Genomic DNA, 12,129 nt, shown 5'->3' with positions numbered 1-12,129 from the left:
AGGGCTCGCGGTATGCTGTACGGATTTTCTGGCGTTATTTTACAGGGCGCGCTTGTCACCCTTGAGCTGGCTATCAGCTCCGTGGTGCTGGCGGTGCTGATAGGTCTGGCAGGCGCAGGGGCGAAGCTTTCAGCTAACAAACCCCTGGCGCTAATCTTTGAAGGCTACACCACGCTCATTCGCGGCGTTCCCGATCTGGTGCTGATGCTGCTGATCTTTTACGGTCTGCAGATTGCGCTTAACGGCATAACAGACGCGATGGGCATGGGACAAATTGATATCGACCCGATGGTGGCCGGTATTATTACCCTCGGTTTTATCTACGGCGCCTACTTCACTGAAACCTTCCGCGGTGCTTACATGGCCGTGCCGAAAGGTCACATTGAGGCGGCAACCGCATTTGGTTTTACCTCATCACAAACGTTTCGTCGGATTATGTTCCCGGCCATGATGCGCTACGCGCTGCCGGGCATCGGGAACAACTGGCAGGTTATCCTCAAAGCAACAGCGCTGGTCTCGCTGCTCGGTCTGGAAGACGTCGTGAAAGCGACTCAGCTGGCGGGTAAGAGCACCTGGGAGCCGTTCTATTTTGCGGTGGTCTGTGGCGTGATTTATCTGGTCTTTACGACCGTCTCCAATGGTGTGCTGCTTCTGCTGGAGCGTCGCTACTCCGTGGGTGTGAAGAGGGCTGACCTGTGATTGAGATTATTCAGGAATACTGGAAATCGCTGCTGTGGACAGATGGCTACCGCTTTACCGGCGTGGCGATTACGCTCTGGCTGCTGATCACCTCCGTGGTAATGGGCGGTATTCTGGCGGTGTTTCTCGCCATTGGCCGCGTCTCGAACAATAAATTTATCCAGTTCCCGATCTGGCTGTTCACCTACGTCTTTCGCGGTACGCCGCTGTACGTGCAGCTGCTGGTGTTCTACTCGGGAATGTATACGCTTGAGATCGTAAAAGGCACTGAGATGCTGAATGCGTTCTTCCGCAGCGGTCTGAACTGTACGGTGCTGGCGTTGACGCTTAACACCTGCGCCTACACCACGGAGATTTTCGCGGGGGCGATTCGTTCTGTTCCTTACGGTGAAATTGAAGCTGCCCGGGCCTACGGCTTCTCGTCGGTGAAACTCTACCGCTGCATCATTCTGCCATCGGCCCTGCGTATCGCGTTACCGGCCTACAGTAACGAAGTGATTTTGATGCTGCACTCGACTGCGCTCGCCTTTACCGCGACGGTGCCGGACCTGCTCAAAATAGCGCGCGATATTAACTCCGCAACCTATCAGCCGTTTACCGCGTTTGGCATTGCGGCGGTGCTCTATTTAATTATCTCTTATGTTCTGATTAGCCTGTTCCGTAAGGCTGAAAAACGCTGGTTGCAGCATATAAAACCTTCTTCGACGCACTGAGAAAGATGATGGCTGAGAACAAATTAAACGTAATTGATTTGCACAAACGCTACGGCGAACATGAAGTGCTGAAAGGGGTGTCGCTGCAGGCGAATGCGGGCGACGTGATCAGTATCATCGGCTCATCCGGCTCGGGAAAAAGTACCTTCCTGCGCTGCATCAACTTCCTCGAAAAGCCGAGTGAAGGCTCAATTGTGGTGAGCGGGCAGAATATCAACCTGGTGCGTGACAAAGACGGCCAGCTGAAGGTGGCAGACAAGAACCAGCTGCGCCTGCTGCGTACGCGCCTGACGATGGTATTCCAGCACTTTAACCTCTGGAGCCACATGACGGTGCTGGAGAACGTGATGGAAGCACCGGTTCAGGTGCTGGGCCTGAGCAAGCATGAAGCCCGCGAGCGCGCGGTGAAATACCTGGCGAAAGTGGGCATTGACGAACGCCAGCAGATGAAATACCCGGTGCATCTCTCCGGCGGTCAGCAGCAGCGTGTCTCTATCGCCCGCGCGCTGGCGATGGAGCCCGAGGTGCTGCTGTTCGACGAACCGACCTCCGCGCTGGACCCTGAACTCGTTGGCGAAGTGCTGCGCATCATGCAGAAGCTGGCCGAAGAGGGCAAAACGATGGTGGTGGTGACGCACGAGATGGGCTTCGCCCGTAACGTCTCGAACCACGTGATTTTCCTGCATCAGGGGAAAATTGAAGAGCAGGGCCACCCGGACGAGGTGCTGGCAAACCCGCAAAGCCCGCGTTTGCAGCAGTTCCTTAAAGGCTCTCTGAAGTAAGAGGGCATCAGACCGCAGTGCAGCCCAATCGCCCGGTGGCGCTGCGTTTGCCCGGCCTACAAAACCGTAGGCCGGGCAAACGCAGTGCCGCCCGGCATTCAGGCCGCACTACACTCCAGCCGGTACACCCAGTCGTCATAGCGCACGCCGTCAATCTCATACGCCTTTTCCAGCACCTGCATACGCACAAACCCGGCTTTCTCCAGCACCCGTATCGACCCGCCGTTGTCCGCCAGTACGTACGCATTAATCGCCTTCACGCCGGTCTGGTTAAAGGCGTAATCACACACCGCGCGCAGCGCTTCGCTGGCGATACCTTTCCCCTGCGCGGCAGGCACAACCGTATAGCCGATGTCGGCCTCTTCACGATTCTCAGCGCTGATTTGCAGGCCGATATCGCCCAGCGGCGTATCATCATCCCGGGCGCGAATGACAAACACATGAGCAGCAGCGAGTCGCGCGGCAAACACGCGTCGGGTCTCTTTTTCCGGGGCGATGGCGGCCATATAGCGCATGATGCGGCAATCTTCACGCAGCGAGCGGAAGAAGGCCCAGTCAGTGGGTTCAAAAGGGGTGAGGTAAAGCCGGGGAGTGGTGAGGGTTGCCATTGTTACGCCATTTCTTCGGAACATGGCCTGTCACTGTACCATATTCACCGCACCACATCCCCCAGCGCCTCTTCTAATTCATACCAGCGGAACGCAAACCCGGCCGCTTCCAGCCGTTTTGGCAGCGCTCTCTGTCCGCCCAGTACCAGAACAGACGCTTCACCCATCAGCAGCCGAATCGCCGTCGCAGGCACGCGCAATATCGCCGGGCGGTGCAGGGCATGTCCCAGCGCGTGGGCAAACTGTTCATTTCGCACCGGATACGGCGCAACCATGTTAAACGGCCCGCGCAGATCGTTATCCAGCAGCCAGAGAATCCCGTTGACCATATCGTCGATATGGATCCACGCCATATACTGACGGCCATTACCGATCGGGCCGCCAAGGCCGAGTCGGAATGGCGGGAGCATCTTCGCCAGAATGCCGCCTTTCGGCGCGAGGACGACACCGGTCCGCAGCAGGCAGACGCGGGTCCGATCGCTCTGCGCCGCGCAGGCGATACGCTCCCACTGGGCGCAGAGCTTATGGGTAAACTCGTTATGGGGAGGCTCTTCCTCGGTCACCACCACCTCGCCAAGATCGCCGTAATAGCCTACTGCGGAACCCGAAATCAGCACGGAAGGCGGCGTATGGCTGTTGCGGATCAGCTCGACCAGCTTTTCGGTAATGTTCCACCGGCTGCTGCATAACAGCTGTTTTTGCTCTTCCGTCCAGCGCTTATCGGCGATGGGTTCTCCCGCGAGGTTAATAACGGCGTCGAAACCGTCCAGATTTTGCTGCTCGGCCAGATTTTTCCAGATATCAACACCTGCCCCCAGCACCTGACGCGCTTCTTCCGGGCTGCGCGAGACCACGGTGATGTCGTGGTGCAAGGCCTGCAGACGCGCAATGAGGTGACGACCAATCAGGCCAGTACCGCCGGTCAGCAAAATCTTCATACAACCTCCAGGTTTACGCCTGGCGTTTCCAGCTTAACGTCATAGAGACGGAGTCGGCGTAACGCAGGGCGTGAAGTTTATCGATCTCAACTTCAGCATAAGTGACCCAGTGATGTTCGCGTGCGATATCGAGCACATCCTGAGTTAATTTTTCCAGCAGAGAGAAACGGTTATTCTCCACAAACTGGATAATGTTCTTGGTGATTGTGCGGTAGTTCAGCGCGTCATTGATGTCTTCGCTGGCGCGCGCTTTGTCTGCGGGGTAGTGAATCACCACGTTAATAACAATATCCTGACGGTTGGCGATCTCTTCCTCTTTGATACCGATGAAGGTACGCAGGCGTAAATTTTTTATACGAATAATGGCGTCTGGCTGTGACATTGCAGGTCTTCTCCGTGTCAGTATTTCCTGCCCATAATACATGAGAGCCTCACAGGCACCCAGCCTCATACCGGGTTAAATTTGCTGGATTTTTTGCATCGCTCGCTCGGTCGCCGGGCGGGTCCGGATGCGCTCAAACCAGTTGTTCACCGCCGGGTAAGCGGCCAGGTCAATTCGGTGTTTTTCATGCGTATTCACCCACGGCCAGCAGGCGATGTCGGCAATACTGTAATGATCGCCCCCGAGCCACGGCGTTTTCTCCAGCCGACGGTTCAGAACGTCGTAGAGCCGCTGCGTCTCAACCTGATAGCGCTCTATCGCATAAGGAATGGGTTGCGGGGCGTAAGCGGTAAAATGATGATTTTGTCCCAGCATGGGGCCCAGCCCGCTTGCCTGCCAGAAAAGCCATTGCAGCGTATGGTGGCGCTCGCGCAGTTCGCCGCTCAGCAGCTTGCCGGTTTTCTCCGCCAGGTAGAGCAAAATTTCACCGGATTCAAACAGGCTCAACGGTCTGCCCCCGTCCGCCGGCTGGTTATCAATGATGGCCGGGATTTTATTATTCGGCGAGATAGCCAGAAAGAGAGGGCTGAACTGCTCGCCTTTGCTGATATCCACGCGAATGATCCTGTAATCCAGCTCGGCTTCTTCAAGAAAGAGGGTGATCTTATGGCCGTTTGGGGTAGGGGCATAATAAAGGTCGATCATTCTCAACTCCTGTCCATGCGAATAGTGGTGCCATGACAAATGAGTATAGGTGGTTGTTGTAAATCGTGAGTTTTCATCAAGTGACAGCGAGGCAAAGAGATTATATGTTGAGTAAAAACCGATCAGCCTATGAGGATGTTATGAACCAGCCCGTCATCACGTTGTGGTCCGATGCGAACTTCTTTTCTCCCTATGTCATGAGCGTTTACGTTGCGCTGGCCGAAAAAGGACTCGCTTTTACCCTGAAGACCGTTGATCTCGACGGCGGTGAACATCTCAAGCCGCAGTGGCAGGGTTACGACCTGACCCGTCGCGTGCCGGTGCTGGAGATTGACGGATTTGCCCTGAGCGAATCGTCGGCGATCGATGAATACCTGGAAGATCGGTTCGCCCCCCCGGAGTGGGAGCGTATCTATCCTCACGATCTGCAAAAGCGCGCCCGGGCGCGGCAGATCCAGGCGTGGCTGCGCAGCGATCTGGTGCCGATTCGCGTGGAACGCTCGACGGACGTCGTGTTTGCCGGGGTGAAAAAGCCCGCCCTCAGCGCAGAAGGCCAGGAAAGCGCGCAGAAGCTGATTGAAACCGCCTCCTTACTGCTCGCCCATGGCAACCCAAACCTGTTCGGCGAGTGGTGCATTGCGGATGCCGATCTGGCGTTGATGCTAAACCGCCTGATCCTCAACGGTGATGAAGTGCCGCAGCTACTGGTGGATTATGCCGCGTTCCAGTGGCAGCGTGCCTCCGTGCAGCGCTATGTGGCACTCTCGGCCAAGCGCGCGGGCTGATAAGCCCTGACGCTTCAGGTATGATGGGGGCAGTCTGTTTTCCCGAGGAGTGACTGATGAAACTGATGTTTGCGTCGGATATCCATGGATCGCTGCCCGCGACCGAGCGTGTCCTTTCTCTGTTTGAGCAAAGTGGTGCGAAGTGGCTGATTATTCTGGGTGACGTGTTGAATCACGGCCCACGCAACGCGCTGCCGGAAGGCTATGACCCTGCGCAGGTCGCGGAAAAACTCAACCCGTATGCCTCGCACATCATCGCCGTTCGCGGCAACTGTGACAGCGAAGTGGACCAGATGCTGCTGCATTTTCCCATTACCGCGCCGTGGCAGCAGGTGCTGCTCGAACAACACCGTCTGTTCCTGACCCACGGGCATCTTTTCAGCCCGGATAATCTCCCGGCCCTCGCGGCTGGCGATGTCCTGGTTTACGGTCATACTCATATTCCGGTTGCGGAAAAACGCGGTGAGATTTATCACTTTAATCCGGGCTCGGTCAGCATCCCAAAAGGCGGGTATCCTGCGAGCTACGGCATGCTGGAAGGAAATACCCTGAGCGTTATCGCACTTAATGATCAGCAAGTTATTGCGCAGGTAGCGATTAATCCGTAAGTTACACCTCAACTGCAAACGCGCCGAAAGAGCGCTTAGAAAAGAAGGTTTCCCGATGGTGGAGCAGAGTCATTTGGCAAGTACAGAGTGGGTTGACATTGTCAACGAAGAGAATGAAGTGATCGCGCAGGCCAGCCGCGAGCAAATGCGTGCGGAGCGCCTGCGTCACCGTGCGACATATATCGTTGTGCATGACGGTATGGGTAAAATTCTGGTTCAGCGCCGCACGGACACCAAAGATTTTCTCCCGGGTATGCTGGATGCCACTGCAGGCGGCGTCGTCCAGGCGGATGAAGTGCTGCTGGATTCTGCGCGTCGTGAAGCGGAAGAGGAGTTAGGCATCGCCGGCGTGCCGTTTGCCGAGCACGGTCAGTTCTATTTCGAAGACGAGAACTGCCGCGTCTGGGGCGGGCTGTTTAGCTGCGTCTCCCACGGCCCGTTCGCCCTGCAGGAAGAAGAAGTGAGTGAAGTCAGCTGGATGACGCCGGAAGAGATCACCGCGCGCTGCGACGAGTTCACGCCGGATTCGTTAAAAGCGCTGGCGCTGTGGATGACCCGCAACGCCAAAAACGAATCGACCAAATCAGAAAAAGAGGAAGAGGCTGAGTAAGCGTCAGCAGCTCTCTCTCAGACACAGGCTGGACGCGATGGGCTTTTGATCGCGCCAGTCTCCGCCATTCAGGCGCTCCAGTAGCGCTTTCCCGGCTTCGATGCCAATCTTACGATGCGGCACCGCCATGGTCGTCAGCGGCGGCTGACAGACGCGGCTCACGTCGCTATCGCCAAACCCTACCACTGCCAGATCGTCCGGCACTTTGATTCGCCTGCGCTGGCACTCGTACAGCGCGCCGCAGGCCAGCTCGTCAGAGACGCACACCAGCGCATCCAGCTCAGGCCATGCCAGCAGGAATTCGGGCAGCTGCGCCGCGCCGGTCGAGAAGCTCGGCGGCATCGCCGCGTTAATGACCCGGTTAGGCGACATATGGTGGCGAAGCATGGCTTTATACCAGCCCTGCAGATGCTGCTGGAAAATCCACTGCTCCTGGTTGGCGCACAGCAGGCCAATGTTTTGATAGCCGCGCTTAATGACCATCTCCGTGAGCTCAAACATGGCCGCCACGTTATCAATCCCGATGTTCATGTCAATCGGATCGGCGCGCATGGCGCCCATCTCCATCACCGGAATCGAGGCGTTTTTCAGCCAGTGGCGAACGGTGTCGGTATGTTCAACGCTGAGCAAAATCGCTGCGGCGATATTTGACGCCAGCAGCGTCTCCAGCAACTTCTCCTCCTGCTCAAGACGATGCTGGGATTCTGCCAGCATGATCTGATATCCGGCAGGCTGCAGCACCTGCTGTAGCCCGGCGAACATCTCCGAGCAGCCGGCTTCGGAGAGGTTGGGCACCACCATGGCTATTGTCCATGACGAGGCCGAAGCCAGCGCACTGGCTGCAAGATTGGGCATATAGCCTAACTCTTGTACCGCGGCTTCTATTTTTTCTCGTAGTTTATCGGAAACCTGTTCGGGCGTGCGAAGCGCACGGGACACGGTCATCGTGCCCACACCGGCAAGCTGTGCGACATCGGCGAGTGTCACTTTACCAGTACTGCGCCGTTTTCGGGTTAGAGACATACACCTTCCTGCTGACCAGACGCGTTCTTTTTTTCCTTCGTTTCACGTGACAGGCAGTATACGCCTTAAATCCCTTTTTTTGCTGTGATTTAGCAACGTGATTGCAATTTGATAGCGCTATCACATTTCTGCATGTTAACGATTGGTAGCGCTATCTTTGTGATCGCGATCGCAGTCATTCCGCGATGCGTTGAATAAAGTTTGCTCATCTTAAACGTGTGGCGGGAGTGAAAAGTGCTCAAAAAATGGATATATGATACAACCATCACGCTGCAGGAGAGCGTGGAAGACTGGCCGCAGGCGCTGAAGCTGTGTGCGAAGCCGCTGCTGGATTTGCAGGTGATTAAGCCTGACTACGTCACGGCCATCATCAAGCAGCACCACACGTTAGGACCTTATTATGTGCTGGCACCAGGGCTGGCGATGCCGCATGCGCGGCCGGAGGAAGGCGCCAAAGGACTGGGGTTGTCGTTATTAAAACTAAAACAGGGCGTCTCGTTTGGTGCCGGTGAGTTTGACCCTGTCGATGTGATTATCATGCTCGCTGCACCTGACAAACATAGCCATATCGAAATGATATCCGCACTCGCAGAATTATTTTCCAGCGACGAGGAGATGGAGAAACTGCATCAGGCGAATACCCTGGAGGAAATTAAAACAATTATTAACCGCTTCTGATTTAATTCTGTAATCCGGTTTTTCACAACATTACGCGTCAGCGTGATGGGGCGTACTCTACTCAAAATAAGGGGACAACAATGAAAATCATGGCTATTTGCGGTTCTGGCCTGGGCAGCAGTTTTATGGTCGAAATGAATATTAAAAAGGTGCTCAAAAAGCTGGAGATTGAGGCTGAGGTTGAACACTCCGATCTCTCCTCGGCGACGCCGGGCGCGGCCGATCTGTTCGTGATGGCAAAAGACATTGCGGCCAGCGCCAGCGTGCCGGAGAGCCAGCTGGTGGTGATCAACAACATCATCGACATCAACGAACTTGAAGCGCAGCTGCGCGCCTGGTTCGAAAGACAATAACCCTGATAAGGCGAGGTGGATATGTTTATCCTTGAAACGCTGAATTTCGTTGTTGATATTTTAAAAGTCCCTTCGGTGCTGGTCGGCTTAATTGCGCTTATTGGTCTGGTTGCGCAGAAAAAAGCATTTTCAGACGTGGTGAAAGGGACCATTAAAACTATTCTGGGCTTTATTGTACTGGGCGGTGGTGCCACCGTGCTGGTCGGATCGTTAAATCCGTTAGGCGGCATGTTTGAACACGCTTTTACTATTCAGGGCATTATTCCAAACAATGAAGCCATTGTGTCCATTGCGCTCGAAAAATACGGTGCAGCGACCGCGCTGATTATGGCCTTCGGGATGGTGGCGAATATTATCGTCGCCCGCTTTACCCGCCTGAAGTATATCTTCCTGACAGGACACCATACGTTTTATATGGCGTGCATGATTGGCGTGATCCTGACGGTGGCGGGCTTTGAAGGCGTAGGGCTGGTCTTTACCGGGTCGCTGATCCTCGGCCTGATCATGGCTTTCTTCCCGGCGATTGCGCAGCGCTACATGAAGCGCATAACCGGCAACGATGAGATTGCCTTCGGCCACTTCGGCACGCTGGGCTACGTCCTGTCCGGCTGGATTGGCAGCAAGGTCGGTAAGGGCTCCCGCTCAACGGAAGAGATGAACCTGCCGAAGAACCTGAGCTTCCTGCGCGACAGCTCAATCTCCATCTCCCTGACCATGATGATTATCTACCTCATCCTGGCGGTGAGCGCCGGGCGTGAGTACGTCGAGGCCACCTTCAGCGCCGGTCAGAACTACCTCGTGTACGCCATCATCATGGCTATCACTTTCGCGGCAGGCGTGTTCATCATCCTGCAGGGCGTACGCCTGATTCTGGCGGAAATCGTCCCGGCCTTTACCGGCTTCTCGGAAAAACTGGTGCCGAACGCGCGTCCTGCGCTGGACTGCCCGGTGGTGTATCCCTATGCACCTAACGCGGTGCTGATTGGCTTCCTGTTCAGCTTCCTCGGCGGGATTGTGGGGTTGTTCATCTGCGGTCAGTTTAGCTGGGTGCTGATCCTCCCGGGCGTGGTGCCGCACTTCTTCACCGGCGCAACCGCGGGCGTGTTCGGTAACGCCACCGGCGGACGCCGCGGGGCGATGATAGGGGCCTTTGCCAACGGCCTGCTGATCACCTTCCTGCCGGTCCTGCTGCTGCCGGTACTGGGCGCGATTGGCTTTGCTAACACCACCTTCTCTGACGCCGACTTCGGCGCGGTTGGGATTGTGCTCGGCAACCTGGCGCGCTTCCTGTCGCCGCTGGCCATCACCGGGCTGGTCGTGGCGCTGTTCGCGCTGCTGGTGGCGTACAACGTCTTCGCGAAAAACAAACCTGCGGGCGGTAACGCGCAGGAAAACACCGGAGCCAAATCATGAATGAGAAAGAGATAACCGAACTCGCGCGTCAGATCCGCCTGGAGACGCTGAAATCCCTGACGCAGCTGGGCTTTGGCCACTACGGGGGCAGCATGTCGGTGGTTGAAACCCTGGCCGTGCTGTACGGCGCGGTGATGAAAATCGACCCGGCGGACCCGGACTGGCCGGAGCGAGACTATTTCGTGCTGTCAAAAGGCCATGCGGGCCCCGCGCTCTACAGCACCCTGGCGATCAAGGGCTACTTCCCGACAGAAGAGCTGAGCACGCTCAACCAAAACGGGACGCGCCTGCCGAGCCACCCGGACCGTCTGAAAACGCGCGGCGTAGATGCTACCACCGGTTCGCTGGGACAGGGGATTTCCATCGCCGGCGGCATGGCGCTGTCGCACAGGCTGGCAGGGCGGCCGAATCGGGTCTTCTGCATCGTCGGCGACGGCGAGCTGAACGAAGGGCAGTGCTGGGAGGCGTTCCAGTTTATTGCCCACCATCGCCTGAACAACCTGACGGTATTTGTCGACTGGAACAAACAGCAGCTCGACGGCGAGCTGGACGAGATCATCTGCGCGTTCGACCTCGAGGGCAAATTCCGCGCCTTTGGTTTTGACGTGGTGACGGTCAAGGGGAACGACATTCCGGCGCTGCTGGCGGTGACGTCGCGGGTCCCGACTGCCGATGCGCGTCCGCTAGTCGTCATCCTCGATAGCATTAAGGGGCAGGGTGTGCCGTACCTGGAGCAGCTCAGCAACTCGCATCACCTGCGATTGACCGCGGAGAGCAAAGCGGCCCTCAACGAGACGATTCGCCAACTGGAGGCTTCACATGATTAAGGTTGCACCGGCAGGACAGAAAGACGCCGTTGAGATGCGTAAAGTTTACGCGGGCTTCGTGGCAAAGCAGATTGAGGCCGGAAGCGACATCATTGCGCTTGAAGCCGACCTGATGAGCTCGATGGCGATGGACGGCGTGGCGCGCGACTATCCGCAGCACGTGATTAACTGCGGCATTATGGAAGCCAACGTCATCGGCGCGGCAGCCGGGCTGTCGCTTACCGGCCGCAAGCCGTTCGTTCACACCTTCACCGCCTTTGCCAGCCGCCGCTGCTTTGACCAGCTGTTTATGTCCCTGGACTATCAGCGCAACAACGTGAAGGTGATTGCCTCAGACGCGGGCGTGACGGCCTGCCACAACGGCGGAACGCATATGTCGTTTGAGGATATGGGCATTGTGCGCGGGCTGGCGCATTCGGTGGTGCTGGAGGTGACCGACGCGGTGATGTTTGAGGACGTGCTGCGCCAGCTTATCGATCTCGACGGTTTCTACTGGGTGCGGACCATTCGTAAGCAGGCGCCGAGCGTGTATGCGCCGGGCTCCACCTTCACCATTGGAAAAGGTAACGTGCTGCGCGAGGGGAGTGATATTACGCTGATTGCCAACGGCATCATGGTTGCAGAAGCTCTTGAGGCGGCGCGGCAGCTTGAGCAGGAGGGCGTCAGCGCGGCGGTCATCGACATGTTTACCCTGAAGCCCATCGACCGGATGCTGGTGAAAAACTACGCCGAGAAAACCGGGCGCATCGTGACCTGTGAAAACCACAGCATTCACAACGGGCTGGGGTCGGCGGTAGCGGAAGTGCTGGTGGAAACCTGTCCGGTGCCGATGCGGCGGGTCGGGGTCAAGGAGCGTTACGGCCAGGTGGGAACGCAGGATTTCCTGCAGAAAGAGTATGGCCTGACGGCACATGACATTGTATCGGCGGCGAGAGAGCTGCTGTAAATAAAAAAGGCGACCGGTTAAGTGGTCGCCTTTTTGTTGCCCGGTGGCGCTAGCGCTTA

The 12,129-nt window shown here is 56.7% G+C and carries 16 protein-coding genes; 11 read left to right on the top strand and 5 right to left on the bottom strand.

Annotation, left to right across the window (positions count from 1 at the left end):
• Positions 1-12: 12 nt before the first annotated feature.
• The 3 genes from L362_RS11260 to hisP are packed head-to-tail and all read left to right on the top strand — an operon-like array spanning position 13 to position 2,194.
• Positions 13-699, top strand: a complete 687-nt coding sequence (locus tag L362_RS11260; RefSeq protein WP_008502591.1) for a histidine ABC transporter permease HisQ — start codon at positions 13-15, stop codon at positions 697-699.
• On the top strand, positions 696-1,412 hold the full coding sequence (locus L362_RS11265) for an ABC transporter permease (protein WP_023344597.1): 717 nt from the start codon (positions 696-698) through the stop codon (positions 1,410-1,412). The genes L362_RS11260 and L362_RS11265 overlap by 4 nt, the downstream gene beginning before the upstream one ends.
• An 8-nt stretch (positions 1,413-1,420) precedes the next feature.
• Positions 1,421-2,194 (top strand): histidine ABC transporter ATP-binding protein HisP, encoded by a 774-nt coding sequence (gene hisP / locus L362_RS11270; RefSeq protein ID WP_014832781.1) that lies wholly within the window; start codon positions 1,421-1,423, stop codon positions 2,192-2,194.
• Positions 2,195-2,292: 98 nt separating this feature from the next.
• Here the strand turns inward: hisP and L362_RS11275 are convergent, their stop codons facing one another.
• The 4 genes from L362_RS11275 to yfcG form a co-directional block, all read right to left on the bottom strand.
• A complete protein-coding gene (locus L362_RS11275) occupies positions 2,293-2,802 on the bottom strand; it encodes a GNAT family N-acetyltransferase (protein WP_023344596.1) in 510 nt (169 codons plus the stop codon).
• A 44-nt stretch (positions 2,803-2,846) separates the two neighbouring features.
• A complete protein-coding gene (locus tag L362_RS11280) occupies positions 2,847-3,740 on the bottom strand; it encodes a TIGR01777 family oxidoreductase (protein ID WP_023344595.1) in 894 nt (297 codons plus the stop codon).
• 13 nt (positions 3,741-3,753) lie between these two features.
• Positions 3,754-4,122, bottom strand: a complete 369-nt coding sequence (folX, locus tag L362_RS11285; RefSeq protein WP_008502586.1) for a dihydroneopterin triphosphate 2'-epimerase — start codon at positions 4,120-4,122, stop codon at positions 3,754-3,756.
• Between the two features lie 75 nt (positions 4,123-4,197).
• A complete protein-coding gene (yfcG, locus tag L362_RS11290; RefSeq protein WP_008502585.1) occupies positions 4,198-4,827 on the bottom strand; it encodes a GSH-dependent disulfide bond oxidoreductase in 630 nt (209 codons plus the stop codon).
• A 140-nt stretch (positions 4,828-4,967) separates the two neighbouring features.
• Here yfcG and yfcF point away from each other — a divergent pair, with 140 nt between their 5' ends.
• From yfcF to yfcD, 3 genes are read left to right on the top strand one after another with little or no spacing between them, the layout of a single operon-like run.
• Complete coding sequence (gene yfcF, locus L362_RS11295; RefSeq protein WP_008502584.1) at positions 4,968-5,612, top strand: glutathione transferase; 645 nt, start codon at positions 4,968-4,970, stop codon at positions 5,610-5,612.
• 56 nt (positions 5,613-5,668) lie between these two features.
• Positions 5,669-6,220, top strand: a complete 552-nt coding sequence (gene yfcE / locus L362_RS11300) for a phosphodiesterase (protein ID WP_023344594.1) — start codon at positions 5,669-5,671, stop codon at positions 6,218-6,220.
• Positions 6,221-6,275: 55 nt separating this feature from the next.
• Positions 6,276-6,830, top strand: a complete 555-nt coding sequence (gene yfcD, locus L362_RS11305) for an NUDIX hydrolase YfcD (protein WP_008502582.1) — start codon at positions 6,276-6,278, stop codon at positions 6,828-6,830.
• Positions 6,831-6,833: 3 nt separating this feature from the next.
• Here the strand turns inward: yfcD and L362_RS11310 are convergent, their stop codons facing one another.
• Positions 6,834-7,853 carry a LacI family DNA-binding transcriptional regulator gene (locus L362_RS11310; protein ID WP_021241565.1) on the bottom strand — a complete coding sequence of 340 codons (1,020 nt, stop codon included), beginning with the start codon at positions 7,851-7,853 and terminating at the stop codon, positions 6,834-6,836.
• Positions 7,854-8,087: 234 nt separating this feature from the next.
• Here L362_RS11310 and L362_RS11315 point away from each other — a divergent pair, with 234 nt between their 5' ends.
• The 5 genes from L362_RS11315 (at position 8,088) to L362_RS11335 (ending at position 12,070) form a co-directional block, all read left to right on the top strand.
• The gene (locus L362_RS11315) at positions 8,088-8,531 is read left to right on the top strand and encodes a PTS sugar transporter subunit IIA (RefSeq protein ID WP_023344593.1); all 444 of its coding nucleotides are present in this window, start codon (positions 8,088-8,090) and stop codon (positions 8,529-8,531) included.
• Between the two features lie 80 nt (positions 8,532-8,611).
• Complete coding sequence (locus tag L362_RS11320) at positions 8,612-8,884, top strand: PTS sugar transporter subunit IIB (RefSeq protein ID WP_003861447.1); 273 nt, start codon at positions 8,612-8,614, stop codon at positions 8,882-8,884.
• Positions 8,885-8,905: 21 nt separating this feature from the next.
• Complete coding sequence (locus tag L362_RS11325) at positions 8,906-10,297, top strand: PTS ascorbate transporter subunit IIC (protein ID WP_023344592.1); 1,392 nt, start codon at positions 8,906-8,908, stop codon at positions 10,295-10,297.
• Complete coding sequence (locus L362_RS11330) at positions 10,294-11,124, top strand: transketolase (RefSeq protein ID WP_023344591.1); 831 nt, start codon at positions 10,294-10,296, stop codon at positions 11,122-11,124. Before L362_RS11325 ends, L362_RS11330 begins: the two co-directional genes overlap by 4 nt.
• The gene (locus L362_RS11335) at positions 11,117-12,070 is read left to right on the top strand and encodes a transketolase family protein (RefSeq protein ID WP_023344590.1); all 954 of its coding nucleotides are present in this window, start codon (positions 11,117-11,119) and stop codon (positions 12,068-12,070) included. The genes L362_RS11330 and L362_RS11335 overlap by 8 nt, the downstream gene beginning before the upstream one ends.
• The last annotated feature ends 59 nt before the right edge of the window (positions 12,071-12,129 follow it).

The sequence above is a fragment of the Enterobacter sp. MGH 16 genome, from assembly GCF_000493175.1.
GTDB lineage: Bacteria > Pseudomonadota > Gammaproteobacteria > Enterobacterales > Enterobacteriaceae > Enterobacter > Enterobacter roggenkampii.
This window is presented reverse-complemented; position numbering and strand designations above follow the sequence as displayed.